Consider the following 25,385-nt stretch of genomic DNA (forward strand, 5'->3'; position numbering starts at 1 on the left):
GGCCTGTTTCCAAGGCCTCACGTAAGCACAGCCAGTTGTTGAAGCGCGCGCTGCCGTCTCTGCCGGGCAAAGGGAAGAAACACCGCCTCGTCGCGCCCTGCAGCCACCTGCTCCAGGGCCCAGAGAGCCGATACCGTGTCACATTTGGCTTTCATGACACCGAGACGGGCAGCATCAGGCAGGTCCGCCCCGGTGGCCGCATAGGCCTGCAGAAAAACGTCCTCCTGATCTGGCCTCATCTGATGTTCGAGAACAGCATAGGCAAGATCCCAGGCCGGGTCGGACATGGCTGAAAATTCCCAGTCGATCAGCCAGAGCCGTTCATCCGTCATCAGGCAGTTGCCGGGAGACGGGTCGCCATGGCTCGGGACATACCCGAGGCCAGCGCTGCCAGACATGCTGGCTGCGCGAAGCTTCAGCACCTTTTCCAGCCCGTCCATTTCCGAATGAAGGTCTGACATATTCCGCAGCCCGTGCCATTGAGCCTCAAGCACGCAGTCCGGATCGAGCCGCCCTTCAAAAGCCGCGCCGGACCCATGCAAACGCCCCAGCACCTCACCAAGAGCCTCAGCGAGAGCTTGCGGCGGCTGGCCCCGATGGGCGGCTTCGGTGTGAACCTCGACCGCCCGTGTCACCAGAACACCCGTACATGGATCACAGAACACCGGCGGCACGGCGAGCCCGGCATCAGCGGCCAGCGTCAGATTTCGCGCTTCCGCTTTCCGGTCGATGCTGCCTGCCGCCTCCCGGCGCGGCAGCCGCAGAAAGAAGGTGCCTTTCTCGGCATGCAGCTTGAACACACGGTTGGTCAATCCGGGAAACGCCATGGCTGTCAGAGGCGCGCCGCACACTTCGTGCAAATGATGATGGGTCTCAAAGGTCTCCAGGATGGCTGGCAAAGTGGCATCTGGCGCGTCGGAGGAAAGCTGTGGCACAAGCAAGGACCATAAAGTGAAACAGAGGAGCCGGCCGGACGCCATGACGAACGTCCCTTCGCCCCATATCATCATCACCTATTGCCGCCAATGCAATTGGCTGTTGCGGTCCGCATGGATGGCTCAGGAGATCCTGTCCACCTTCTCTGAAGAAACAGGGGCGGTTACGCTTGTTCCTGGCACCGGCGGCATCTTTACGATCGTCTGCGACGGCAGAACCGTCTGGGACCGCAAGACGGATGGCGGCTTTCCGGAAGCCAAGGTGCTGAAACAACGGCTCCGCGACCAGCTCTGGCCGCAGAAGGATCTCGGTCACAGCGACCGGCAGGACAAGCAGCACGATCCCGGAGAAGTTTGATTGGATTACGCTTCTTAAACCTGCGAAACGCTATCATAATCCTCTGAAACGAAGCTTTCGGAAGAAACACAAGACAAGCCGCATGAACCGGAGCCTTCATGCACATAGGGTTATCAGGATTATTTCTGGCAATAGTATTGCTCGCAGGAACAGGCGTTTTTGCAGCAACAGACAATACGCGACCAGAAATTGTCATTTACACCGAAGACTACAAACCCCTTTATTTCCCCCATGAAGACGGGCGTATCGACGGCTCCGTTACCAGACTTGTCCAAAGCCTTGCCGACGAAGCCGGCATATCGGTTGAGATGCATATGCGTCCTTTCAAGCGCGGATTGAACGCGGTCGAAAGCAACGCCAACCACTGTTTCATGGCGCTGTGGCGCACAGAAGCCCGCGAACCTAATTTCAACTGGGTCGGACCTTTGGAAATCGACGGCTACGGCCTGTTTGCCCTCAAGGACAGCTCGATCAGACTGTCATCCGTTGAGGACAGTTTCGGCTATGCGACGGGGGCTGTTGGCGGCTGGACCAGTACCAACGAACTACAGGATGCGGGTCACCCCAATCTGGTTCTGGTGTACGAAGACAAGCTGAACGCAAACATGCTGAAGACCGGTCATACCCAGCTCTGGCTGGGCGGCCTGATATCATCTCCCTATGTCGCTGCTCAGGAAGGCGTGGAAATCAAGAAACTGCTGACCCTCCAGACAGTGGAGCTTGCGCTGGCCTGCAACCGGAAAACAGATGTGTCACTCACCAACCGGCTGCAGGCCGTCCTCAATTCCCACCTTGAAAAGAAACCGCAAAGCAACCCCAAGCGTTTGACGCAATAGGAAACTTCCTTTCGTAAAGAGGTTCTTTGCTTAGCGGGGCCCAGCAGAGAATCTTTCCAAAGCCTTACCTGCACAACAAGCGTACAAAAGTTCGCCCATAATTAATGCAGCTCTCCTTCGGTTCTTCTTAAAACTTTCCGCTCAAAATGCGTCCGGCTAGACAACCTCCGGAGCTCAAGAATGAAGTTCGTAAACCTTCCTTTCCGGAAGACTGCAACCAGCGGCACACCCAAGAGGATCAACCGTACCGGGACTGCGGCACGGCCACGCGTCTTCTTCGACTGGCCGATCAAGACCCAGTTGCAGATCGGGTTCGGCGCCATGCTTTTGTGCGCGATCGGGGTCGGCGCGGGCGGCCTGTACGCAGGCTCGGAGGTCAAGAACTCGGTGACGGTCGCCAAGACGGCCAACGAACTTCTCGGCAGCGTTCCCCGCTTGCTGACCAACGCCCAGACCTTCGGCCGGGAAGGAAGCAGTCAGGCGGCAGAGGCTGTTGTCGCCGATATTGCCTCGATTTCCCGCGAAAGCCTGAACCTCTCCGAAAGCCAGCCCCAGGCAGCAACGCAGCTTGCGGCAATCGTCGGCGAACTGGAGACCGGATTTGCGACGCTACGCGACAAACGGCAGAGCCGGGATACGGCAGCAGCCAGTCTCGACACGCTGACGTCCGAACTGGTGGAAACCACCAACAAGGCCTTCGAGGACTATACGGCTCTTGCCGCTTACAGATCCGCCCTTGCCATCACCAACGAAGGCAAGATGAACAACCTGTCCAACGTCAGCCCTCGGCTCAGCAACATGCGCATCACAACGGTGGTGCTGGCGCAGGAAGCAGAGACCTTTGCCGCGGCACCGGACAAGGGCCTGGCAAAGAAGCTGGCCGAGCGGGTGGATGCCCTGGACAAGGATGCCAAGGCCGTTCGCCGTACGGTGAAGACGGACACGATCAAGGACAGCGTCAAGGCTCTGACGCAAAGCTCCAAATCCTTTGAAAAGCTGCTGAAGGCGCATCTGAAGTCTCCGGACCCGAACGCCTGGCAAAAGCAACTGGAACCGGCCACTCGCGAGCTGATCACCCTTGCCGACACCATCATCAAGGCCGCCGAGGAACCCATCAACGACCTGACCAAGGAACTGCGGGAATTCGACAAGGCCAGCGCCGACATTGCCCTGCTGTCGAATTATACCCAGAGTGTCGCCCGCAGCGTGCTTGGCGTCCGCAGTGCCTATTCCGACTATCTGAACACATCGTCCCAAAACGCCGCCGATACATTCCAGATGTACTTGGCCGATGCCCGAACGGAACTGGGCAATCTCGACACCGTGCGGACCTCTGCCGGCAAGAATACCTCCGACAAGGCCCTGACCGATCTTCTGAACGGTCCCCTGAAGGCGCTCGTTACGGCCGGTACGGACGCTTTCCCGAAACTGGAAGCTACATTTGCCGAAGTCGTTGCCTCAACAACGGCACTGCGCTCAAGCGAACAATCCTTTGCCGCGGCAGCCGCCTCGCTGACGGATCAGGCGGAAGTCATCAGCGCCAACTCCGAAGCGACCGCTCTTGCAAGCGCCGTTGGCGCACAGACGCAGATCACCGTCACCCTGGGTCTGGCACTGCTTCTGGGCATCGCCTTCGTCGTACTGCTTTCCACGGCCATCATCCGCCCCATCCGGGGGCTGACCGGCGCCATGCTCAAACTCAAGGACGGCGATACGGATCTCGACCTGCCGGCAGCAAACCGCAAGGATGAAATTGGCCATATGGCCCAGGCCGTCTCGACCTTCCGCGATCGGGAAATCGAACGGATGCGACTGGAAGAGGAAACCCTTGCCAGCCAGGAAGGTGTCCGCAAGCGGCAGGCGACCGTTGACGCCCTTGTGGCCTCGTTCCGTCAGGACATCGAGGAAGCCCTCGCCACGGTGACCGGCAACATGCAACAGCTCGACAACACTGCCGAGCAGCTCTCCGAAATCGCCCGCACGACCACGGGCAAGTCCGAAGATGTCAGCACGGCCTCCAGCCAGGCCAGCCAGAACGTCCAGACGATCGCAGCCGCCACGGAGGAACTCAGCGCCTCGGTTCAGGAAGTCGGGCGGCAGGTCAATGATACCCTGCTGCGCGTCGAAGAAGTTGCAGGGGCCACCCGCACGTCCAACCACCAGATCAAGGGCCTGTCCGCCGCTGCGGAGCGCATTGGCGCCGTCGTGCAGCTCATTCAGGAGATTGCCGAGCAGACCAACTTGCTGGCACTCAACGCCACCATTGAAGCCGCCCGCGCCGGTGACGCCGGGCGGGGATTTGCCGTGGTGGCTTCCGAGGTCAAGTCGCTGGCCGGACAGACGGCCAAGGCGACGGAGGAAATCTCCAGCCAGGTGTCGGAAATCCAGCAGGCCACCAACGGTGCTGTCGAAGCGATCAGCGCGATCATGGACATGATGGAATCCGTCAACGAAACGGCGGCCGCCATGGCAAGCTCCGTGGAACAGCAGGCCGGCGCAACGGCCGAAATCTCCACCGGCGTCTCCCAGGCGGCCGGTCAGACCGCCAGCGTGTCGGAAAATATCGGCGACCTCTCCCGCGGCTCCAGCGAAACCAGCCTTTCGGCCCGCGAGGTGGAAGAAATCACCGACGCTGCCACCCGGCAACTGGCTGAAGTCACCACCCGGATCGACAGGTTCCTTCAGGACGTCGCTGCGGCCTGAGTGGGGACTTTCTCCTAGTTCTCGGGGTCATCCCGGCCAAGCAAAGCGCGAGCCGGGATGACGATGGAGAGACAGCCGGGGATCTGTCTCGCAAGTGGTATCATGAGGTCCTCAGGCCGCATCCTGAGCCTCGAACACCTCCCGTGCCGCATTGAGGCCGTTGATGGCTGCCGGCAGGCCGCCGTAGACGGCCATCTGCCAGATCGCCTCGATGATTTCGGTGCGGCTGGCCCCGGTGGCCAGCGTGTGTTCGATGTTGATCTTCAACTGCGGTGCCGTCTGTCCACCGAGCACGGTCAGGGCGGCGATGGTGCACAATTGGCGCGTTTTCAGGTCGAGGCCCTCACGGGCGTAGTGCCGGCCATAAGCCCATTCGATCAGGCTTTCGGCAAAGCCGGGCAGAAGATCGTCATAGCCCTTGCTGAGAACGGCTTCGAGATCGGGATTAAGTTTCTGCGTCAGCGCGCGGCCGCGTTCCAGGGCGGTGCTCATCTTTCGGAACTTCCTTGCTTGGCGGCGCAGCGTGTTCGGTCCGGGCGCAGCTTTCGAAGGTGGGGTCGACGGTCTCGCCCGCTTCCATCCTTCTGTAGAGATCAATCTTATCGTCCAGGACATCCAGCATTTCGGTGAGCCTGACGATATCGCCGGCAACCTTCTGTCTGTGCTGTTCCAGCAATTCACGGCGCTCTGTTAGAGAGGCCGCACCCTGTGTGCGCAGGTCCGCATAATGCAGCCGATCCTTGATGCCCATGCCGGTTGACTTCAGCCGGTCCAGGAAATCAATCCATCTGAGGATCGCCGCATCGTAGACCCGCCGTCCACCACCGTCCCTCAGGGGCCGAGGCATCAGGCCGATCTTCTCGTAGTAGCGCAGGGTATCGGTCGAAAGTCCCGATTTCTCGGCCAGGTCACCAATCAGCATTTCAGTCTCCGAACGGAACGATTTCTTTCAGCTACCAGTTGGAGTGCACTCCAGGTCAAGCATCTTTTCAAAAAAAACGGCCAGCGGAACTTGCCCGGCCGGCCGTTGGAAAGGCTCCCGATGGAGCGCTTTGAAGATCAATCCGGCGAGGCGGGTTCCACCGCCTTCGCCTTTACGGCTGCAGAAGCCGCCTTGGGACTGTTAGGCGAACCACCAGCGTTCGATGGCCCGGAAGCCGTCGAGGGTCCAGTTGGCGCCCACCACTTCCGGATGGGCAACGCTGTTGGTGTGCGCCATCACGTAGCTGGCGAACATCGGCACGATCACGCCGCCTTCTGTACGCAGGATCTGCTGCATTTCCTTGTACATCTCGGCGCGCTTGGCCTCGTCCAGTTGCGAACGGGCCTCGACCAGCAGCTTGTTGAAGCGCTCGTTGTCCCAGAAGGTATCGTTCCAGGGAGCACCGGCTGCATAGGCAACCGTAAACGCCAGATCCTCGGTCGGACGGCCGCCCCAGTAAACGGCGGAAAACGGCTTCTTCATCCAGACGTCCGACCAGTAACCGTCGTTCGACTCGCGTACCGGCTTGAGGTTGATGCCGGCCTTGGCGGCGCTGTTGGAGAAGAGGACCGCCGCATCGACTGCGCCGCCGAAGGCAGCGTCAGCTGCCGACAGGCTGACATCGAGAGAATCGAGACCTGCCTGTTTCAGATAAAACTTGGACTTGTCCGGATCGTAGGTAGTCTGCTCGATATCGTCGGCATAGTAGCGGTAGGACGGGCTGATCGGCGTATCGTTGCCCACCGCGCCATAGCCGAACAGGATCTTGTCGACCAGTTCCTGCCGGTCGACGGCATATTTCAGCGCCATACGCACATTGTTGTCGTTGAACGGCGCCGCGCGCGTGTCCATGGCAAAAGTGTAGTGCTGCGTGCCAGTGACCGACAGAATCTTGACGTTCGGCGCGCGCTGGAAGAGACCGACTGTCTTCAAATCGACCTGGTCGATAGCATCGACGTTGCCCGTCATCAGCGCCGACTGGCGCGCAGCCGCATCCAGGATGGTCAGCATCTTGACTTCATCGAAGTGGGCGCGGTCGGTTTTCCAGTAGTTCGGGTTGCGCGTCAGCTCGGCAATCACGCCAGGATCGTAGTTGACCACCTTGTAGGGACCACAGCCGTTCGGGCTTCTGGTATCGATGGTGCCATCCTTGGCGGGCATGATCGCAAGGTGATAGTCACTGACGACATAAGGGAAGTCGGCATTGCCTGCTTCCAGAGTGAAAACGACCGTATCGCCGTTCGCCTTGACGTCCTCGATCTGCGCGACAATCGGTTTCGCTGCAGAGGTACTCTTCTCGCCGCGATGATAGTTGATCGAGGCAACGACATCGTCCGCCGTTACCGTGCCGCCCTCGTGGTATTCGACACCCGGGCGGATCTTGAACGTCCACTCTTTCGCGTCGGGCGATGCTTCCCAGCTCTCGGCAACTTCCGGCACGAGTGAGCCATCGGCCCCGATTTCAACAAGGTAGCCGTGACGTGCGGTCGCGAAGGTCTGGGAGTAGGCGTTGTCCCATGTGCCCGGATCGTAGTTGTCGTTGGTGTTGCCGCCGGCCATGCCAACCCGGAACGTGCCGCCCTTCTTGGGCTGTGCGGCTGCCGGCCCGACGCCGAACTGGCCTGCGAACGCCGTTGCGCCGATCGCTGCCGTTCCCATCAGAACGCCGCGCCGGGAGATCCCCGATTGTAAGAGTGGCTGGTTTGGAGTCTTCATATACCTGTCCCTTCTTTCTTGAGGCCAAGCTGGCCCGGCTGAACGGCATAACCTGCACACATAGGTAAAATGTGCAAGTTACGTCGTTTTAACGACATCTTGGGCTGGTGAAAGAGGATAATGAATTTGATTGATTGCTCAATCAAAAAAACGCTAGGACTCTGACAACCTGTCCTGCATTCCGTTGGAGAAGCTCTATGACCAAGCGCAAGAACATCCTGATTTTGATGGTCGACCAATTGAACGGAACGCTTTTTCCGGACGGACCGGCGGACTTTTTACATACGCCCAATCTCAAACAACTGGCGGAACGGTCGGTCAGGTTCGAGAATGCCTACACCGCCTCCCCGCTCTGCGCGCCGGGACGGGCGAGCTTCATGTCGGGCCAGTTGCCGCGCCGTACCGGCGTTTACGACAACGCGGCGGAATTCGCCTCCGACATCCCGACCTATGCCCACCATCTGCGCCGCGCCGGATACACAACCTGCCTGTCGGGCAAGATGCATTTCGTTGGCCCGGACCAGATGCACGGCTTCGAGGAGCGCCTGACAACCGACATCTATCCGGCCGACTTCGGATGGACGCCGGACTACCGCAAGCCGGGCGAGCGGATCGACTGGTGGTACCACAACATGGGCTCGGTCACGGGCGCAGGCGTTGCCGAGATTTCCAACCAGATGGAATATGACGACGATGTCGCCTTCCAGGCCGTGCGCAAGATCCACGATTACGGCCGCGGCAAATACGACAGGCCCTTCTGCCTGACGGTGAGCTTCACCCACCCGCACGACCCTTATGTCGCCCGCCAGAAATACTGGGACCTTTACGAGGATTGCGAGCATCTGCTGCCGCAGGTTCCGGCAATGGACTATGACGACCACGACCCGCACGCAAAACGCATCTTCGATGCCAACGACTGGCGCAATTTCAACATCACGGAAGAAGACATTCGCCGCTCCCGCCGGGCCTATTTCGCAAACATCACCTATCTGGACGACAAGATCGGCGAGATCCTGCATGCGCTCGACGCGATGGACCTCAGCGAGGAAACGACCATCCTGTTCGTCTCCGACCACGGCGACATGCTGGGCGAGCGCGGTCTGTGGTTCAAGATGAACTTCTTCGAAGGCTCGGCCCGCGTGCCGCTGATGGTGGCCGATGCGGATCTCCTCCCGAAGCACATTTCCGACCCGGTCAGCACGCTCGACGTTCTGCCGACCGTCTGCGATCTCGCCGGTATCGACATGAGCGAGATCATGCCCTGGACCGACGGCACCAGCCTGGTTCCGCTGGCAAAAGGCGAAACCCGTACCGCACCGGTGCTGATGGAATATGCCGCCGAAGCCTCCTACGCCCCGCTGGTCGGCATCCGCGAGGGCGACTGGAAATACATCCACTGCGAACTCGACCCGCCGCTGCTCTTTAACGTGACGGACGATCCTAACGAACTGACCAACCTCGCCGCCGACCCGGCCCATGCCGCAATGGCCGTGCGTTTTGCCGAAATCACCGGAAAACAATGGGACATGGCCGCCTTCGACGCCGAAGTCCGCCAATCCCAGGCCCGCCGCTGGATCGTCTACGAAGCCCTGCGCAACGGCGCCTATTTCCCCTGGGACTACCAGCCCCTGCAAAAAGCCTCCGAACGCTACATGCGCAACCACATGGACCTGAACATCGTGGAAGAAAGCCAGAGGTATCCGAGGGGAGAGTAAGGGGAAACGCACCTATTTTTCTCAGCCCAGGCCCCACCACACCCTCCTTGTCATCCCCGCGTAGGCGGGGACCCAGTACGCCTCTGACCTCTCGAATAACCACTTACCGCTTCCACGGAATACTGGATCCCGGTCCTGGCTTCGCCAAACCGGGATGACAACTGAGAGCGAGACAGCCCTGTCAGCCTCTCGGACCCGGACCCACCACACCTTCCTTGTCATCCCCGCGAAGGCGGGGATCCAGTACGCCACTGACCTCAAAATTTTCCAGTTTCCTTCGCCTCGGACACCGCGATCCCCAGTCCCGGCCCCAGCTAAGGGGGATCACACCGTTCGAGAAACCAGTTCACACGGAACTTCCCGGTCGACACGCGGCGACGGGTAATGGAAGCTGCGGAGGATCGATTGCCTACGGAGGTCCCGATGCGATTGCCGATATCACTTGCCGCGTTCTTCTTCCTGCTCGTCGCCCTTCCCGCCGGTGCCCAGACCTACAACGTCGAGGCCGGGCCGATCTGGAACAATGGCGATGCGCAGGCAAAATGCCCGCGGGTTTGCGGTGGGCTGGGTACGCGCTGGAACGGGCAGTGGCATACGACGGTGCAGGGGCAGATGTCGGTCTGTTCCTGCGAGAAGGCCAGTCCCGGGCGGGACATCGACGCCGGCCCCATCTGGAACAATGCCGATGCGCAAGGCAAATGCCCCGGCATCTGCTTCGGCAACGGTCTCAGTTGGAGCGGCCAGTGGCGCACCACCGTGCAGGGCCGCATGTCCGTATGTGAGTGTCGCTAGACGACACGTGATCCCGACCGGAGCCTACTTGGTGCAGCCGTTGACGTCGGCAGCGCAGTAGAACCCATCTGAAGAATTGCCGCAGCAATAGAGGAAACCGGGCGAGTCGCAATAGTATTCGGACGATCCGCAACGGCCGGCAACCCGGATCAACGGCCCCTTGTCGGTTGAAGAACCCGGCAGATCCACCGCACCGGACAGGCGTGGCGACATGTTCGGCATCGGCGGAACCTCAAGCCCCTTGTCCAGACTGGCCAGAACAACCTTCGCCGCGCTCAGGTCCGGCTGATGTGTCAGGTCCAGCGGATCTGCACTGGCAGGAGAAGCTGCGTAAAACAGACCCGGCATCAGCGTAATTTTAACAATAGAAATCAGCCTCATCTTTCGCCTCCTCCGCGCAAGATGCCATATGCTTCACTTTGAACTGATGGACCCAATTATAGCACGAAACAGAACCGCCGAATATTCAGCAAACTACGCAGCACGTATAAGATTTACGGATCAAAACAACAGCTTTACGTCGGCCTGCCGATCTTCAATGCCCCCTCTGACGGGCCCAAAAGGGGGCACACACAAACTCCTGCGACTGGCCCGCAGCACCTGTCTCAGGCGAGCATTTTTTCGGATCACCGCCACTCTCCAAGAGCGACTTCCTGACAACCTTGTGTCAGGAGACTGACAGGAAGTGGCAAAAAGCGGAACAAACCCGCAACCACCCCCTTTCCTCGCGCGCGGAACCGAACCATATTGCGCCCATGAGCAAGCGCCCGACCAAATCCTCCCCTGACGACACGACCTCTTCTGACGGCTTCGGCGAAGCGCCGCAGAGCCCCTTTTCAGGTGCGCCCCTGTCCGGATCGATCAGCGATTGGGCAGCCGAGATTTCGCAAGAGGCAGACAAGCCGGAGCCGAAAAAGGCAGCACCGCAGAGCGCTCGTGAGGGAAAAAAGGCTCGGGCCGACGACGCGCCCGTACGCAAGTCAGGCCGCAAGGCCGGTGCGACCGCAAGCGCGAAGAAGGAAAAGCCGACCAAGTCGTCGCGCGGAACATCCATCGGCAAGGCGGACAGCGCGCGCGAACGCGCGGCTGGCGGCCTCAACCCGGTGGCCGGTCTCGACATGTCGCTGGAAGAGGCCGAAAGCCTCGAAAAGCAGCTCAAGCAGCACCAGAAAGACAACAAGAAGAAGAACAAGGAAAGCAAATACGGCGAGCTGACCGGCAACCAGGGCGCCACGGCGACGGTGGAGGCGCTGTCTGCGCTGATCGAAAGCGGCAACCCGCTGCACAAGAACGGCGAGCTCTGGGTGCCGCACCGGCCCGAGCGCCCGGAGAAATCCGAAGGTGGTGTGCCGATCGTGCTGAAGTCGGCCTATGAGCCCAAGGGCGACCAGCCGACTGCCATTGCAGATCTGGTGGAAGGCATGGAAAACGGCGAACAAACCCAGGTTCTGCTCGGCGTCACCGGCTCGGGCAAGACCTACACCATGGCGCAGGTGATTTCCCGCACCCAGCGCCCGGCGCTGATCCTGGCCCCCAACAAGACGCTGGCAGCCCAGCTGTACGGCGAGTTCAAGTCCTTCTTCCCGGACAACGCGGTCGAGTATTTCGTTTCCTACTACGACTACTACCAGCCGGAAGCCTATGTTCCCCGCACGGACACCTACATCGAGAAGGAAAGCTCGATCAACGAGCAGATCGACCGGATGCGCCACTCCGCCACCCGCTCGCTGCTGGAGCGCGACGACGTCATCATCGTCGCCTCGGTGTCCTGTATCTACGGTATCGGCTCGGTGGAAACCTACACGGCCATGACCTTCGCCATCGAGGTGGGCGAGCGCATGGACCAGCGCCAGTTGATCGCCGATCTGGTGGCCCTGCAGTACAAGCGCAACGACGCTGCCTTCCAGCGCGGCACCTTCCGGGTGCGCGGCGACACCATTGAGCTGTTTCCGGCTCACTATGAGGACACGGCCTGGCGCATTTCCATGTTCGGTGACGAGATCGAGTCGATCACCGAATTCGACCCGCTCACAGGGCAGAAGTCGGGCGAGCTGAAAAGCGTCAAGATCTACGCCAACTCGCACTATGTCACGCCCAAGCCGACGCTGAACCAGGCGATCAAGTCGATCAAGGACGAACTCAAGCACCGGCTTGAGGAGTTGAACCAGCACGGCCGCCTGCTGGAGGCGCAGCGGCTGGAACAGCGCACCATGTTCGATCTGGAAATGCTGGAAGCCACCGGCTCCTGCGCCGGCATCGAGAACTATTCCCGCTATCTCACCGGCCGCAAACCGGGCGAGCCGCCCCCCACCCTCTTCGAATACCTGCCCGACAATGCCATCGTCTTCGCCGACGAAAGCCACGTCACCATTCCGCAGATCGGCGCCATGTACCGGGGCGACTTCCGCCGAAAGGCGACGCTGGCCGAATACGGCTTCCGCCTACCGTCGTGCATGGACAACCGTCCGCTGCGCTTCGAGGAGTGGAACGCCATGCGGCCGCAGTCCATCGCGGTGTCGGCAACGCCCGGCTCCTGGGAGATGGACCAGGCCGGCGGCGTCTTCGCCGAACAGGTCATCCGCCCCACCGGGCTGATCGATCCGCCGGTAGAGATCCGCCCGGCCACCAGCCAGGTCGACGACCTTCTGGGCGAAGTGCGCGAGGTGGCCCAGAAAGGCTACCGCACGCTGGTGACCACGCTCACCAAGCGCATGGCCGAGGATCTGACGGAATATCTGCACGAGAACGGCGTGCGCGTGCGCTACATGCACTCCGACATCGACACGCTGGAACGCATCGAGATCCTGCGCGACCTGCGCCTGGGCGCCTTCGACGTGCTGGTCGGCATCAACCTTTTGCGCGAAGGCCTCGACATTCCCGAGTGCGCGCTGGTCGCGATCCTGGACGCGGACAAGGAAGGCTTCCTGCGCTCCGAAACCTCGCTGATCCAGACCATCGGGCGCGCGGCGCGTAACGTCGACGGCAAGGTGATCCTCTACGCCGACAACATGACCGGCTCCATGGAACGGGCAATCGCCGAAACCAACCGGCGCCGCGAAAAGCAGCTCGCCTACAACGAGGAAAACGGCATCACGCCGGAAAGCGTCCGCCGCTCCATCGGCGACATTCTGGAAAGCGTCTACGAGCAGGACCACGTCACCATCGACGCCGGCTTCGCCGAAGAGGGCAACCTGGTCGGCCACAACCTCAAGGCCCACATCGAGGATCTGGAAAAACAGATGCGCGACGCCGCCGCCGATCTCGACTTCGAGACGGCCGCCCGCCTGCGCGACGAGATCAAGCGGCTGCAGGCAACCGAGCTGGCCGTCGCCGACGACGCCATGGCCCGCCAGTCCGACGTCGACGGCAAGACCGGCGGCTACAAGGGCGACCGCAAGTTCGGTGCCGGCGGAACCAAGGAAGGCGCGAGCGGCAAGAAGAAACAGACCGCCCGCGACAAGGCCCAGGCCGCCAAGGACCGAAACGCCCTGCCCGCCCCCAGCGCCAAGGTGCGCAAGAACACCCTCGACGAAATGACCGTCGGCCGAACCGAAGTCCCGCTCGGTTCGTCAGATCCGGTCAAACCACTGGTGCGGGCAAAGATCGGCACTGGGTCATATGAGGATCCGGCTGAAGAGAAGCGCAACCGCGGACGGCCGAAGAAAAGCGGGCGTCCGGGGCGGTAAAGACAATCCCACTGTTGGAGGGCAATCAAAGGCTCGACAGCCCGGGATGACAAGGCTTGGATTGTTCGCAACGGCCTGCGTTAACGTCATCCCATGGCTTGACCATGGGATCCATGTCGTAACGCGAGCCACCCTGAGAGACCTCGAGTGTCTAACAGACATGGTATGGATTGCAGGGTCGAGCCCTGCAATGACGGTGGAAATATGAAACTGTGAGGCGACCGCAGCCTCTCCTCCCCCACTGTCATTCCGGACAAGTGCAGCGAAGCTGCGCGACGATCCGGAACCCAACGCATCAGCGCGAGCATAGCTCGCACCTCAGTCACCTTCTCCATAGGAAATGAGCGCGCCTGCGGCGCAGACTATGTCTGGATCCCGGATCTGCGTTCGGCTTTGCCTTACTTGTCCGGGATGACGAGGTGGGTGGGGCTGGGGACAGGTATCTGCGACGATAGGGTCAGTGGTAAGGTCAACGCCGCACCTCTAACGCCTGCTGCTCGTGAAGCCTCGGGAAACCGGCAAACCTCTCCTCCCCCACTGTCATTCCGGACAAGCGCAGCGAAGCTGCGCGACGATCCGGAACCCAGCGCATCAGCGCGAGCACAGCTCGCTCCTCAGTCCCCTTCTCAATGGGAAATGAGCGCGCCTGCGGTGAAGATTATGTCTGGATCCCGGATCTACGTTCGGCGTTGCCGCACTTGTCCGGGAGGACGGGTGGGGGGGGGTTGAGGCTGCGGGTATCCAGGAGATCCGAGGGGGCTGCGTGGCGCTTTACAAAAGCGCCGACGACGATAGGTCCAGCCATTCGGGATTGTTGCTTTCGATGAGGTCGATCTTCCAGCTTCGCCGCCATTTCTTGAGCTGCTTTTCCCGGTAGATGGCCTCGTCTATCCGGTCGAACGTTTCGGCATGGACGAGCCTGGTAACGCCGTATGTTTTCGAAAAGCCGTCGATCAGGCCGTTCTGGTGCTCGAAGAGGCGGCGCGGGAGGTTGGTGGTCACGCCGATATAGAGCGTGCCGTTCCGGTTCGAGGCGAGAATATAGACGACGGCAGGCATGGCGCGACTATTCCGTGCATCACCAAGCCTTGCAAGAAATAAGGTCATGCCTTTGGCATGAAATATGTCTGGGTTCCGGATCGGTGCGTAGCTGCGCTACGCTTGTCCGGAATGAAGGGTGGGTGTGGCGAGCTAGGAGTGATTCTGACGGTAAATCCGTTTTCAAAGCTGCGCCTCCAATCCCACACTCGGGCTCAGAAGCCTGAGAAGAAGGATAAGCCTCTCCTCCTCATCGTCATTCCGGACAAGTGCAGCAAGGCTGCACGCAGATCCGGAACCCAGCGCATCAGTGCGAGCGCAGCTCGCTCACCGTCCGCCGAAAGACATCAGGCTCAGATGCCCTTGAACAGCACACCGGCGGCAAGCACGGCCCAGGAGCCGATCAGCAGGTGGACGGTGGAAACGCCGATGCTCGGGATGGCGACGCCGAGCATCGGGAGAACTGCGACAACGAAAAGGGCCAGGGAAACGATGAAAACGATCAAGGAGGGAGGTGTCAGGCGCATGAAGACCTTCTTATCTGGTTCTGTTTTTCGGTCCGCCTTGCCGCGACTCATTGGAGGGCGGGCATTGCGGAGCGGGTCGATCCTTGACCGTCCGGAGCTGGTCTGCCCGGACGGATCGGAGCGGTCACATGAGCCGTGGCGTCAGGGATTGTCAATGTCAGTCAGGGCAAGGGCAATGCCTTCCCACATCTGACGTGGTGGTCCGGACCCGAGGCGGGAAACGCGGCGCCGCAAAGCCAGCGCCGCGCCGTTTGCCTGTTACCTGCGTGCGCTCAGCAGCGGCGTGATGTTGCGGATCGTCACGCGGCGGTTACGCTCTTCAGCACCCTGCGTATCGATCTTCAGATAGTCCTCGCCATAGCCCTGAACGACCATGTTTTCCGGCGCCACGCCATAGACGTCCGCCAGAATGCGGGCGACGGTTTCCGCGCGGCGGTCGGAAAGTGCCAGGTTGGAGACATCCGAACCGACCGCATCCGTGTGGCCCTCGATCAGCAGCACCGTCGTCGGGTCCTGCTCGATCAAGGCCTGGGACGCACGGGCGAGATCTTCAAGCTGCGGCACCTGGCTCTGGCGCACCACAGCGCTGCCGGTGTCGAAGGTGATGGTGTCCAGATCCACCCGGCGCACCTTGTCGCGCAGGCGTTCGCTTTCGCGGATGTCACGCAGGGAATAGGCCTGCTCCACCTGCTCCACCGGCGGGGCGGTGAACGTCTGGTAGATCTCGTCGTAATTCGCCCGGCCTGCCGGCACGATGTAACGATCGCGCGGGATGCCGACCTGCAGCGGCGGCAGCTCGCGGTCGTAGTTGCGGCGGCGATGATCGTACTGGCGATTGTCGATCAGCACATATTTACGGCCATCCGGCAGAAGGCGCGAGCGGTAAAGCACATAGCCGCCCTCGTCGCGGATCGTGATGATCTTCACACCGTTGCGACGGGTGACGGTCTCGCGCGTACGGCCACCGCGAAGACGCTCGGCACGGAACTCGTCATCGCCGTAACGCAGCAGGCTGCTTTCATCCTTGCGCACGAAATATTCGCCGTCCCGCTCAACGATGATCCGGTCACCCTGGTCCTCGACCACCTTGCCGCCAAGGGCGGGGATCAGCATGCCGACGCCGACACCAACTGCGGCAGCGCCGAGCAGTTCGAGCCTGCGGTCGCGGGCCTTGTCACGGCGGCGTTCTTCCTTCGCCTTGACCTCAGCCCGCTGGGCTTCGGTCGCATCGTCCGAAACGACGGCCGCCGGCTCTTCCGCAGGCGCGGCGGCCTGGGCCTTGATCGGCTCACCCGGCTCCTCAGTCACGGTCTCATCTGCCGCCGTAGCTTCAACCGGCGCAGCATCTGGCGCAGCGAGCGTCTCGGCCTGTGCAGGGTCTGTGGTCTTCTGCTGAGCGTCCGTCTGCTGCGGGGCTGCTTCCTCCGGCGCAGGCTCCGCAGAAGCGGCTGCGGGCTGTTCTGCGGCAGCAGCAGGCTGCTCTTCGGCAGCCGGCTTCGGCGCATCGGCCTGCGTCTCAGGGCTTTGCGAAGTCTCTGCCTGCCCGGTTTCCGTGCTGGTTGCCGCATCTGCGGGCGGCTCTGCCGCCGGCTGTTCGGCGGTGGAGGCCTCCGGAGAAGGGCTCGCCTGATCGGCTGATGGCTCAACCGCAGTCTCTTCTGCGGGAACAGCTTCTTCAACCGGCGCGGCTGGCTTTGCTTCCGGCGCTGCGGTCTCTTCTGGTGTTGTCTCTCGAGTGGTCTGGGGCTTTTCCGCAGGTGCGGTTTCCTCAACCGGAGCGGCCGGCTTCTCGGCGGGCGTCGCTTCCTCCACAGGGGCAGCAGGCTTTTCCTCAGGCTGCGCGTCCTGCGTCTCGGTGGCTTCAGCAGGTTCTGCGCCCTGGCCGGCTTCCGGAGCAGCTTCCGGAGCAGCTTCCTGGGCAGCTTCTGGGGCAGCCTCCTGGCTAGCCTCCGGGGAAGTTTCCGGGGAAGATTCCGGGGCAGCCTCTTCAGAGGCCGGTTCGGAAGGCACTTCGCCGGCGCTTGCTTCCCCAGCAGGGGCAGCCTCCTCCGTCCGGCAGGCCTCCTGATCCGGATTGGCGGCACAATCCACCGCCGTTTCCTGGGCGCGGGTCAGGCCCGGCTGCAGCGGCAAGCCGATGGCCAGCACGAGGGCCATGGCCGTTGAATTTCGAAGCAATCTAGACGTCATTCGTTCCATCCTCTCGCCCCCCCCGGGCGAACGTTCCCGAACCGGCGTCGGCCGGGTGCGCTCGATGGAAAACAAGTAACCGGAGCTTTCGTTCCAACGTTCGTTCGCTTGAACGGCGCCAAAACCGCCTTTCGCATTAAGCACCCTGTTTCCGTCCTTCACACGATTGACTTCAGGTCGTGGAACGCCATGGTGGGGTGGGGACCGGCGAAAAGCCGGTACAGTCAGAGGGGGCTGACGTGACGAAAAGGCTTATTTTACTTGCATCTCTTTCGCTGGTTCTTGCCGAACCGGCGGTCGCCGAACTTGAGCGGACCGACTTCGGCGACTGGTCGGTACGCTGCAACGAGAAGAGCTACTGCATCGCCGAAACCGGTGGCAGCGGCTCCAATGGCGAACCGTTCCGGCTGAAGGTGGAGCGCGGCGCAAAGCCCGGTGCTCAGGTTTACGTGACCCTGCGTCCGAAAACGCCGCTCGAAACCGGCCTGCGTGCCCGGATCGAAATTGAGGGCGACGAGGACAATGTCGGTTTCTTTGGCAAGGCGGCCAAGATCTACACCGGCAATGAAATGACCTTCGGCGGAGACGCCGACCGGGACCTGATCGAAAACCTGCGTCTTGGCCAGGAGGCGTCGGTCCAGATCGAGTATGGCGGCAGTACCGGCACGATCACCTACGAGGTCTCGCTGAGCGGCATCACCCACGCGCTGTTGAAGATCGATGAGGTTCAGGGCCGTATCGGCCGGCAGGATGCCATCGTGGCCTGGGGCGGCCTGCCACCGGAAGAAACAACCGGCATTGCGGCCGCCCCGGCGTCTGCCCCTGCCCCGGCTCAGCCTGCGCCAGCCCCGGCACCGGCCCCGGCCGACCCGGTGGCACAAGCGCCTGCAGACGATCTGCCGCCGCCGATCATGCCGTCGCAGGAGACCAACAACAGTGGCCTGGACAGGGGCGCACGCGGCCAAGTCTATACAGTCAACGAGCTTCCGGACGAGATCCAGATGATGGGTTACCGCACGCTGAATTGCCAGCTTGCGGAAACCGTGCCTGCCTTCGGCGCGCAATACTACGCGGAAGGGGACGTCGAAACCTGGATCGTTCCCTGTCAGATGGCCGACGTCAACGTGCCCTATTACATGGCGACCCATGTTCCCTACGATCCATCGCTTGACGAGTGGAAGGAATTTGAAACACCTCCCGGCTTCAACCAGCCCAACCATGCCCTGGTCAACAATCTGTTCTTCGACCCGGACAGCGGCCAGGTGACGGGCACCACCTACGCTTCGCCCAACTATGACTGCGGCACCTTCGAACGCCATGAGGTCGAGGCGGAAAGCGGCAACTACACCTTGATGGAATATCTCGAAAAATCCGACTGCGACGGCATCACCGGCCCTGCCGAAGGCTGGCCACTGAGCTGGACGATTGACGAGATGGGGGATTAGACCCTTCGCTGGAGAGAGCTTCACGTGCTGGCATTTGTGACTTCCGGGTCTGCATGAGGCCAGCGACCCGGAACACCACCGTCATTCCGGCTCTTCGCGCGGCTTTGCCTCGCTCCTCCGGAATGACGGTCTGATCGATGCTTTGAGGCCAGCCTATTGCTTCTCCGGAAACAGCCCGTGAAACACGGCGCACTGGATCATCAGAACGCCGTTCATGGTCTGGGCGTTCATGTCGACGACGATTTCGGCATAGGCAGACGTTGACCCGATGATGGTTTCAAGCTGGAGCTTGCATTCTTCAATGTCACCGTCGGTCTCGATCGCCAGACTGGTGGCCTCGCCGCTGCCGATATTGAGTTTCAGCATCAGGACGAGTGGATCTTCTTCGACGTGATCGCCTTCGCTCACCTCCAGAATGTCGCTGCCGGCAATCCTGTAGGTGTAAAACACCTGATAGGCGGAAGCGGGCTGGAGGAGAAACGAAGCCATGACCAGGAAAAGGCCCGGCAAAACTGCCTTCTGAAAAACGTGCATGATTATCTCCCCGGACCTCATCTTCAGCCCCATGCATTTCGACCAACCCCTGATGCAACGTCAAGCGTCCTCTTAAGAGCGCACGAACATCGCGGCCCAGAGCAGCCCGGTAACGATCAACCCGGTATAGCCGGCAGGACGAAAAACAGCACAACGGCAATTGCGAAAGCCGTCAGCGCCAGAAGAAAGAGCCGGGCAATGCGGCGGCGCGCCGGCTCGGCCTCGTCACCGAAGCTGCCACGCGTGAACAGGCGCTTCCAGAGCCAGACGCCTTTGACAGGGGAAAGCGCGGCCTCCTCCAGAAGGTTCTGACGGTTGATGAAGAGGAGCGCGCTCACATAGCCGGCAATCATCAGGAGAAATGCCAGTGTCATGAAGGTCATGAAGATCAGATAAGCGGGTGTCATACCGTCCTTTCTTCGCGCTCTCGACCCCGCTGGTCATCGGCCTGCGCGGGCGACACGGCCCATTGCGCTTGGGCCCGAATGTTAACCATAGGTGCAAATCCGTTAAAATGCCGGGGATATCTGTCTTTTAGGGGTAACACTTCACACTGTATTCTGGGGTCAGCCTCCCCTGAGTCGTTGAAACCGCCAGCGCTTATGGGTTAATAAAGAGTTAAAGTTTTGCGTATCTTCCGCCGGGCGGCGCCGGTGGGAAAATCAGGAGACAGGAATGGGCATTTTCTCGAAATCCTCGCGCCCCGGCGGTGACCAGGAGCAGCGGGTCGAGACGAGGACAGAGGCAAGCGATGTTCAGGAAACCATGCAGGTTCCTGAAAAGAGCAATATTGAGCATCTTTCCCCGTTTGCCCTGAAGATGCAGGAGAAGATGAACCATCTGGACGGGCTCAAGTCCCGCATCGGTGGTCTCAACCAGACCTTCGAACAGATGGCTGCCTTTGCGGCGGAAAGCCAGACCTCCATCCGCATGATGGCCGAATACCTTGAAGGCTCCCGCACGAGCGTGGAGACCGAGGTGCGGCTGAAGTCGGAAAACGCCAAGATCTCTACCGACCTGCTCGACGCCGAACACAAGGTCCGCACGCTCACCACCCAGCTGGAAGATGCCCAGGCTGAGGTTCATTCGCTGCGCAAGCGCGCGACCGAGACCCGCACTGCGCTGGAAACCGCGCGCAACGACATCGTCTCCATTCGCGACAACAACAAGAAGGTCAACGAGGAATATCGGCTGCAGAGCGCCAAGCTGGTGGAAGCCAATTCCCAGGTGTCCGACCTCACCGGCAAGCTCAACGACCTTAAAGCCAAGTTCGAGACGCTGGAAAAACACGCGGAGAGCCTCGGCTCCGATCTGGAAGCCGTTCGTCACCGCGAAAAGGAACTGCAGCAGAACCTGTCTGAAAGCGCCAAGCTGCTGGAAGACGAAATCCGCAAGAACAACCAGGTCACCAGCGAGCTGGAAGCGGTCAAGCGTGAAGTGGCCGAGTTCCGTAACGACAACATCGACCTCAAGTCCCATCTGGACGTCGCAAATCAGGAACTGCTCTACGCCAAGAATCGTCTTGAGGAAGAACAGCGCAAGCACGACAACGAGGTCTATGCGCTGAATGCGGAAATCGAGAACCTCTCGTCCCAGCGCCGCATCGGCGCCCAGTCGCTGCAGGAAATGGCGCGCGAGAACTCCACGCTGAAGGAACGCAGCCGCGATCTTCTCAAGCGCATGCAGGAAATCGAACACCTGCTCGACAGTGCGCAGAAAAACCACGAGAAAGACCGTAACGAGCTGATGGCAACCACCGCCAAGCTGCGTGAACTGAACCTGCGCTACAATTCGGCCCTGACGGATCTGAACCACCAGCGCAACCAGAACCAGAAGTATGCCGACAATCTGGAAGACCTGATCGAAGAGAACAAGCGTCTGCAGCGCTACAAGATCCAGGTCGATACTGCCAACGAGCAGATCGTCCAGTTGAAATCGGTCATCGTGAACTATCAGATGGCAATGGAAGGCCGAGGCCCGGCAGAAGAACTCGGGCTGACCGAAGGCTACGATCCGGCTGCCGAACTGGGGATCACCGAACCGCTGCCGGGCAAAACCGAGACAGTGGATGTCGATGACGGCGGTTCCGACGATGACGGACCGGACGGTAACACCCCGGGCGGCACTGACGACAAGATCGTGAAGCTGCGCGACTGACGCGGGACGCTGGACCGGCGTTTTTCCCGGCCCCCGCCTCACTGCTAGGATTGGATAAGGCCCCGGCTGTCAAAGTCCGGGGCCTCGTCGTTCCAGGAAAGGGATTCCATGGCGTTTCCCACCAGACCGTATCGTTTCTGCTCAGCTTCCCCCGCATGTCGATGAATTGATGACCAAGGTTGTTGCCGCCGTTTTCCTGATCCTGCTGTCGCCGCTCTTTGCCGGCATTGCTCTTCTTGTCTGGCTGACCGACCGTCAGTCACCGTTCTACATCGCCCGGCGCGTCGGCCTGGGGGGTGGCACCTTCGCCATGGTGAAATTCAGAACCATGCGCCCCGGCACAATCAAGGCCGACGCGATCACTGCGGTTGGCGACAGTCGCATTACCCCTATCGGCAGGTTCTTGAGAAACACCAAGCTGGACGAACTGCCGCAGCTTTTGAACATCCTGCGGGGAGACATGGCGTTTTTCGGACCGAGACCGGAAGACCCGGGCATCGTCGCCCGCTACTACGATGAAGAGATGCGGAAATCTCTTCTCTTCCTGCCGGGCCTGCTCAGCCCAGGCACCCTGTGGGCCTTGAAAAACCTTCACCGGATCGACGGCGCCGCCGATATCGAGGCGGTTTATGCACGCAAGATCCTGCCGGAAAGGCTTGCCCGCGACACCGCCTACTTCGAACGGGTCGGGGTCATCTCTCACTTTCGGCTTGCGGTGACCACACTGGCCGTCCTGCTGCACCGGGCGGTGTCGGCCAAACACCGGGAATAATCAGCCGCTTCAGCTCAGCTCCGCTTGCAGGAAGTCGCAGATCCTGGACGCTTCGCCGGTGTTCAGGTCCATGTGGACCGGCAGACGCACCAGCCGGTCCCAGGTGCGCTCCGCACCGGGACAACTGCCTGCCAGATTTTGCCCGGCGAACCGGGAAAGATGCAGCGGCTTGTAATGGGACTGCATGCCGAGCCCCAACATGGCTGAGCCCTGCAGCAGCCGTTCCGCGCTTTCACGGTCCTGTGCGAGAAAGGCAAAGGAATAGCCGTTGGCCTGCGTCCCTTTTCCCGGCCGCAGGATCTCGACCGGCAAGTTCCGAAGCGCCCTTTCGTAATAGGCCCAGATCGCACGGCTTTTGAAAAGGATCTCCTTTGCGTGCTCCAGTTGGCTGTAGAGCAAGGCCGCATTCAGATCCGGCATCTCGAAGCTGGAAGAGACGGAGGTCCATTCATAATGGTTCACCTCCCGCCGGGCGAACGCGGGAAAATTCGTGCCGCGCGCCAGCAGTTCATCAACGCGTTCGCGCAGATCGGGATTGCCACTGTTCAAGACCAGCGCCCCACCGTGACCGGCGCTGATGATCTTGGTTTCGTGGAAGGAATAAGCGGCAAACAGTCCACATGTGCCGACCGCCCGGCCATCCTGTTTCGTGCCGAAAGCCTGCGCCGCATCCTCGATAATGACGATGTTGTGCCGATCGCACAGATCCTTGATTGCCGCCATGGGAGCGGCGGCGCCGCCATAGTGCACCACCACGACAGCCCGCGTCCGGCTCGTCAGGCGCGCTTCCAGCGTCTCGGCCGTCACCATCATCGTTGCCGGATCGATGTCGGCCAGCACGATCCGGGTGCCCTTGCGGGCAAAGGCGGATGCCGTTGCGCAGAAGGTGAACGTGGGAACGATAACCTCGTCCTCCGGTCCAAGATCGAGCGCCAGCGCCGCGATCTCCAGTGCAGAGGTGCAGGAATTGGTCAGGAACACACGGTCATGGCCGACATGCCGGCTCACCAGCGCCTTCGCCTTGCGGCTATAGCTGCCGCCAGCACGCAGATGTTTGCTGCTGAGCGCCGTTGCGACCGCATCATAGGTGGCGGGCGGTATGTGGGTCGAATGGAAACGGATAGGCTGAGGCGCCACCGCGACCGGCAGGTCCAGCATCAGAACCGGTCCTCATCGGCGAAGCGGCGGACGCGGGAGCGCATGTCCCGGCAGATCGCACGCAGTTCCTGATCGACCGAGCTCTTCTGGCGGTATCCAAGCGAGCGCAGCCGGCTGTCGTCAATCCGGTAGGCCGGATCGTTGGTCTGGCGGTCCGGAATGAAATGCAGGCCGTTGGAAACACCCGTTACGTCGGACACCCGGCGGGCAACTTCAAGCACCGACAGATCTTCTTCCCCGGAGATGTTGAAGATCTCCAGCGCTTGTTCGTCCTGTGTGTTGAGCAGGAGGCCGATCGCGGCGGCAAGATCGCCTGCGGGCAGGAAACTGCGCTCCTGAGCCCCGGTGCCCTCGATCGTAAACCGCAGTCCCTTCAAAGCCTGCATGACGAAACGCGGAAACAGTTTTTCCGGGTTCTGCCCGGTGCCGACGGCATTTGTCGGCCGCAGGATGGTCGAGCGCAACCCGCTCTGCGCCGCCATTATGACGGCTTCCTCGGCCATGGCCTTGGAAGTCGCGTAAGGGGTCGTCGGCCGCAAGGGAGCCGTTTCGCGAACCTCCTCCAGCGCAGGTCCGTAGACCTCGTCCGTGCTGATGTGAATGAAGTGCTTCACACCGGCATCGAGGGCCGCATTCAAGAGCACCTCAGTGCCCGTCACATTGACGTCGAAAAACAGCTCCGGAGCGTGAAAAGATCGCGGCACATGGGTTTCCGCCGCCAGATGGATAACGGCATCACATTCATGCAGCGCCGCCGCCACGTCGATCGGCGAGCGGATGTCACCGCGTATGACCGGAAGGTTGCCTGCTTCTTCGACGGGAGCGAGCCGTCGGAAATCGGCCGCATAGGAAACGCGGTCGAGGATCACGGTCTCGGCGACATTCGCCATCCGGGCAACACGCTTGAAAACCTTCGACCCGATAAAACCCAGGCCCCCGGTGATAACGATCTTGCGAAAGGAAATGTTCTGTTTCGGAGCAATTGTTCTTGCGCAACGTTCCATATTGGCACGAATCCTGATGTCTGCAGCACTTGAGTGCAACATCAGCAGAATTCATGCCAGCGGCGTTCGGCAAGATGGTGTGCAAAAGTTGGAAACAGTCCACCCGGTGAAATGCTGGCCAGCGAGATGTTGGCCAGCGAGAACGCGGCCAGTGAGAACCAGGCCAAAGAGAGCTTGGCAGGTGACAATCTGCCGGCATCTGTCTGGCCGGTGAAAGAGCATCAGCAGCTTGCGGTGTCACTCCGGCTCAACGGTGAACTGCAGCGGATAGCCAAGTCGAACCGCCGCATCAATGGCACGAGTGGCCTTGGTCTCGGCGACGTCCCTTGGATAAACGGAGACGACGCAGACGCCCTTCTGGTGCGCAGTCATCATCACGACCTCCGCCTGGGACTCGTCCAGACGGAATTCCGCCTTCAGGATCAAAACCACGAATTCCCGCGGCGTGTAGTCGTCGTTCAGCAGCATGACCTTGTAGAGTTTCGGCCGCTGTACTTTCGTCTTTTGCTTCAGTTTCGGTTTGAAATCGATCTCACTCATGACAATCGTCCAAGCTGACGCTTTAGGGTCCGCGTGATGCGGTCTCACCTGATAAATGGAAAATGTGCCGGTTATTCCTCCGGCGACGTGCTTGCGGACCTGTTCAGCTCCCGATGCAATCATCTGACATGACGCAGCGTCCGCAGTCGGCCCTTGCTTTACCCCACTATACTGCATCGCGAAATCGAAGAAAACATGACAGCCGGAAATCTTGCGATCACAAAGCGGAAATAAGTGGCAGCAAGACGCCCGACGACGATCGTCTGCCGGCGACATGCCAGATCTCCCCGTGAAGCC

At 60.8% G+C, this 25,385-nt stretch carries 22 protein-coding genes; 9 read left to right on the plus strand and 13 right to left on the minus strand.

Annotated elements, in window-relative coordinates:
• Positions 1 to 17: 17 nt before the first annotated feature.
• Positions 18 to 935 carry a choline/ethanolamine kinase family protein gene (locus tag V1T76_RS24540; RefSeq protein ID WP_330563320.1) on the minus strand — a complete coding sequence of 306 codons (918 nt, stop codon included), beginning with the start codon at positions 933 to 935 and terminating at the stop codon, positions 18 to 20.
• 43 nt (positions 936 to 978) lie between these two features.
• Here V1T76_RS24540 and V1T76_RS24545 point away from each other — a divergent pair, with 43 nt between their 5' ends.
• From V1T76_RS24545 to V1T76_RS24555, 3 genes are all read left to right on the plus strand, one after another.
• A complete protein-coding gene (locus V1T76_RS24545) occupies positions 979 to 1,293 on the plus strand; it encodes a SelT/SelW/SelH family protein (protein WP_330563321.1) in 315 nt (104 codons plus the stop codon).
• Positions 1,294 to 1,430: 137 nt separating this feature from the next.
• Positions 1,431 to 2,129 (plus strand): substrate-binding periplasmic protein, encoded by a 699-nt coding sequence (locus tag V1T76_RS24550; protein ID WP_330563322.1) that lies wholly within the window; start codon positions 1,431 to 1,433, stop codon positions 2,127 to 2,129.
• 180 nt (positions 2,130 to 2,309) lie between these two features.
• Positions 2,310 to 4,832: a methyl-accepting chemotaxis protein gene (locus tag V1T76_RS24555; protein ID WP_330563323.1), complete on the plus strand. Its 2,523-nt coding sequence runs from the start codon at positions 2,310 to 2,312 to the stop codon at positions 4,830 to 4,832.
• Between the two features lie 111 nt (positions 4,833 to 4,943).
• Here the strand turns inward: V1T76_RS24555 and V1T76_RS24560 are convergent, their stop codons facing one another.
• From V1T76_RS24560 to V1T76_RS24570, 3 genes are all read right to left on the minus strand, one after another.
• Positions 4,944 to 5,324, minus strand: a complete 381-nt coding sequence (locus V1T76_RS24560) for a carboxymuconolactone decarboxylase family protein (protein ID WP_330563324.1) — start codon at positions 5,322 to 5,324, stop codon at positions 4,944 to 4,946.
• On the minus strand, positions 5,278 to 5,754 hold the full coding sequence (locus V1T76_RS24565) for a MerR family transcriptional regulator (RefSeq protein ID WP_330563325.1): 477 nt from the start codon (positions 5,752 to 5,754) through the stop codon (positions 5,278 to 5,280). The genes V1T76_RS24560 and V1T76_RS24565 overlap by 47 nt, the downstream gene beginning before the upstream one ends.
• Positions 5,755 to 5,955: 201 nt before the next feature.
• A complete protein-coding gene (locus V1T76_RS24570) occupies positions 5,956 to 7,530 on the minus strand; it encodes an ABC transporter substrate-binding protein (RefSeq protein ID WP_330563326.1) in 1,575 nt (524 codons plus the stop codon).
• Positions 7,531 to 7,727: 197 nt separating this feature from the next.
• Between V1T76_RS24570 and betC the strand changes: the two genes are divergently transcribed.
• Positions 7,728 to 9,245, plus strand: coding sequence for a choline-sulfatase (gene betC, locus V1T76_RS24575; RefSeq protein WP_330563327.1), 1,518 nt, complete (start codon positions 7,728 to 7,730; stop codon positions 9,243 to 9,245).
• Positions 9,246 to 9,668: 423 nt separating this feature from the next.
• Positions 9,669 to 10,037 carry a mannan-binding lectin gene (locus V1T76_RS24580; protein ID WP_330563328.1) on the plus strand — a complete coding sequence of 123 codons (369 nt, stop codon included), beginning with the start codon at positions 9,669 to 9,671 and terminating at the stop codon, positions 10,035 to 10,037.
• A gap of 24 nt (positions 10,038 to 10,061) precedes the next feature.
• On the opposite strand, the gene V1T76_RS24585 is transcribed toward V1T76_RS24580, so the two are convergent.
• The gene (locus V1T76_RS24585) at positions 10,062 to 10,418 is read right to left on the minus strand and encodes a hypothetical protein (protein ID WP_330563329.1); all 357 of its coding nucleotides are present in this window, start codon (positions 10,416 to 10,418) and stop codon (positions 10,062 to 10,064) included.
• A gap of 374 nt (positions 10,419 to 10,792) precedes the next feature.
• Between V1T76_RS24585 and uvrB the strand changes: the two genes are divergently transcribed.
• Positions 10,793 to 13,723, plus strand: coding sequence for an excinuclease ABC subunit UvrB (gene uvrB / locus V1T76_RS24590; RefSeq protein WP_330563330.1), 2,931 nt, complete (start codon positions 10,793 to 10,795; stop codon positions 13,721 to 13,723).
• A 771-nt stretch (positions 13,724 to 14,494) separates the two neighbouring features.
• Here uvrB and V1T76_RS24595 read toward each other — a convergent pair.
• From V1T76_RS24595 to V1T76_RS24605, 3 genes are all read right to left on the minus strand, one after another.
• On the minus strand, positions 14,495 to 14,782 hold the full coding sequence (locus tag V1T76_RS24595) for a GIY-YIG nuclease family protein (RefSeq protein ID WP_330563331.1): 288 nt from the start codon (positions 14,780 to 14,782) through the stop codon (positions 14,495 to 14,497).
• A 332-nt stretch (positions 14,783 to 15,114) separates the two neighbouring features.
• The gene (locus V1T76_RS24600; protein WP_006937482.1) at positions 15,115 to 15,288 is read right to left on the minus strand and encodes a hypothetical protein; all 174 of its coding nucleotides are present in this window, start codon (positions 15,286 to 15,288) and stop codon (positions 15,115 to 15,117) included.
• Positions 15,289 to 15,546: 258 nt separating this feature from the next.
• Positions 15,547 to 17,478 (minus strand): OmpA family protein, encoded by a 1,932-nt coding sequence (locus V1T76_RS24605; protein WP_330563332.1) that lies wholly within the window; start codon positions 17,476 to 17,478, stop codon positions 15,547 to 15,549.
• Between the two features lie 239 nt (positions 17,479 to 17,717).
• Here V1T76_RS24605 and V1T76_RS24610 point away from each other — a divergent pair, with 239 nt between their 5' ends.
• Positions 17,718 to 18,923 (plus strand): DUF1176 domain-containing protein, encoded by a 1,206-nt coding sequence (locus V1T76_RS24610; protein WP_330563333.1) that lies wholly within the window; start codon positions 17,718 to 17,720, stop codon positions 18,921 to 18,923.
• Between the two features lie 153 nt (positions 18,924 to 19,076).
• On the opposite strand, the gene V1T76_RS24615 is transcribed toward V1T76_RS24610, so the two are convergent.
• Together V1T76_RS24615 and V1T76_RS24620 are read right to left on the minus strand one after the other, a co-directional pair.
• Entirely contained in the window at positions 19,077 to 19,457 is a 381-nt protein-coding gene (locus tag V1T76_RS24615; RefSeq protein WP_330563334.1) for a hypothetical protein, read from the minus strand.
• Positions 19,458 to 19,573: 116 nt separating this feature from the next.
• On the minus strand, positions 19,574 to 19,864 hold the full coding sequence (locus V1T76_RS24620; protein ID WP_330563335.1) for a hypothetical protein: 291 nt from the start codon (positions 19,862 to 19,864) through the stop codon (positions 19,574 to 19,576).
• 268 nt (positions 19,865 to 20,132) lie between these two features.
• Between V1T76_RS24620 and V1T76_RS24625 the strand changes: the two genes are divergently transcribed.
• Together V1T76_RS24625 and V1T76_RS24630 are read left to right on the plus strand one after the other, a co-directional pair.
• Positions 20,133 to 21,614: a hypothetical protein gene (locus V1T76_RS24625; RefSeq protein WP_330563336.1), complete on the plus strand. Its 1,482-nt coding sequence runs from the start codon at positions 20,133 to 20,135 to the stop codon at positions 21,612 to 21,614.
• A gap of 169 nt (positions 21,615 to 21,783) precedes the next feature.
• Positions 21,784 to 22,386, plus strand: a complete 603-nt coding sequence (locus V1T76_RS24630) for a sugar transferase (protein ID WP_330563337.1) — start codon at positions 21,784 to 21,786, stop codon at positions 22,384 to 22,386.
• A gap of 9 nt (positions 22,387 to 22,395) precedes the next feature.
• Here V1T76_RS24630 and V1T76_RS24635 read toward each other — a convergent pair whose 3' ends face one another.
• The 3 genes from V1T76_RS24635 to clpS all read right to left on the minus strand — a co-directional run bounded on the left by V1T76_RS24635 (position 22,396) and on the right by clpS (position 25,088).
• Positions 22,396 to 23,544: an aminotransferase class V-fold PLP-dependent enzyme gene (locus V1T76_RS24635; RefSeq protein ID WP_330563338.1), complete on the minus strand. Its 1,149-nt coding sequence runs from the start codon at positions 23,542 to 23,544 to the stop codon at positions 22,396 to 22,398.
• Positions 23,544 to 24,548 carry an NAD-dependent epimerase/dehydratase family protein gene (locus V1T76_RS24640; RefSeq protein WP_330563339.1) on the minus strand — a complete coding sequence of 335 codons (1,005 nt, stop codon included), beginning with the start codon at positions 24,546 to 24,548 and terminating at the stop codon, positions 23,544 to 23,546. The genes V1T76_RS24635 and V1T76_RS24640 overlap by 1 nt, the downstream gene beginning before the upstream one ends.
• Positions 24,549 to 24,785: 237 nt before the next feature.
• Positions 24,786 to 25,088, minus strand: a complete 303-nt coding sequence (clpS, locus tag V1T76_RS24645) for an ATP-dependent Clp protease adapter ClpS (RefSeq protein WP_006937491.1) — start codon at positions 25,086 to 25,088, stop codon at positions 24,786 to 24,788.
• Between the last annotated feature and the right edge of the window lie 297 nt (positions 25,089 to 25,385).

Source organism: Roseibium sp. FZY0029 (assembly GCF_036350355.1).
Classification (GTDB): domain Bacteria; phylum Pseudomonadota; class Alphaproteobacteria; order Rhizobiales; family Stappiaceae; genus Roseibium.

Coding starts and splice junctions, on each gene's coding strand:
- V1T76_RS24545 (WP_330563321.1), top strand. CDS start 979: ATGACGAACGTCCCTTCGCCCCATATCATCATCACCTATTGCCGCCAA.
- V1T76_RS24555 (WP_330563323.1), top strand. CDS start 2,310: ATGAAGTTCGTAAACCTTCCTTTCCGGAAGACTGCAACCAGCGGCACA.
- V1T76_RS24560 (WP_330563324.1), bottom strand. CDS start 5,324: ATGAGCACCGCCCTGGAACGCGGCCGCGCGCTGACGCAGAAACTTAAT.
- V1T76_RS24565 (WP_330563325.1), bottom strand. CDS start 5,754: ATGCTGATTGGTGACCTGGCCGAGAAATCGGGACTTTCGACCGATACC.
- V1T76_RS24570 (WP_330563326.1), bottom strand. CDS start 7,530: ATGAAGACTCCAAACCAGCCACTCTTACAATCGGGGATCTCCCGGCGC.
- betC (WP_330563327.1), top strand. CDS start 7,728: ATGACCAAGCGCAAGAACATCCTGATTTTGATGGTCGACCAATTGAAC.
- V1T76_RS24580 (WP_330563328.1), top strand. CDS start 9,669: ATGCGATTGCCGATATCACTTGCCGCGTTCTTCTTCCTGCTCGTCGCC.
- V1T76_RS24585 (WP_330563329.1), bottom strand. CDS start 10,418: ATGAGGCTGATTTCTATTGTTAAAATTACGCTGATGCCGGGTCTGTTT.
- uvrB (WP_330563330.1), top strand. CDS start 10,793: ATGAGCAAGCGCCCGACCAAATCCTCCCCTGACGACACGACCTCTTCT.
- V1T76_RS24595 (WP_330563331.1), bottom strand. CDS start 14,782: ATGCCTGCCGTCGTCTATATTCTCGCCTCGAACCGGAACGGCACGCTC.
- V1T76_RS24600 (WP_006937482.1), bottom strand. CDS start 15,288: ATGCGCCTGACACCTCCCTCCTTGATCGTTTTCATCGTTTCCCTGGCC.
- V1T76_RS24605 (WP_330563332.1), bottom strand. CDS start 17,478: ATGACGTCTAGATTGCTTCGAAATTCAACGGCCATGGCCCTCGTGCTG.
- V1T76_RS24615 (WP_330563334.1), bottom strand. CDS start 19,457: ATGCACGTTTTTCAGAAGGCAGTTTTGCCGGGCCTTTTCCTGGTCATG.
- V1T76_RS24620 (WP_330563335.1), bottom strand. CDS start 19,864: ATGACACCCGCTTATCTGATCTTCATGACCTTCATGACACTGGCATTT.
- V1T76_RS24625 (WP_330563336.1), top strand. CDS start 20,133: ATGGGCATTTTCTCGAAATCCTCGCGCCCCGGCGGTGACCAGGAGCAG.
- V1T76_RS24630 (WP_330563337.1), top strand. CDS start 21,784: ATGACCAAGGTTGTTGCCGCCGTTTTCCTGATCCTGCTGTCGCCGCTC.
- V1T76_RS24635 (WP_330563338.1), bottom strand. CDS start 23,544: ATGCTGGACCTGCCGGTCGCGGTGGCGCCTCAGCCTATCCGTTTCCAT.
- V1T76_RS24640 (WP_330563339.1), bottom strand. CDS start 24,548: ATGGAACGTTGCGCAAGAACAATTGCTCCGAAACAGAACATTTCCTTT.
- clpS (WP_006937491.1), bottom strand. CDS start 25,088: ATGAGTGAGATCGATTTCAAACCGAAACTGAAGCAAAAGACGAAAGTA.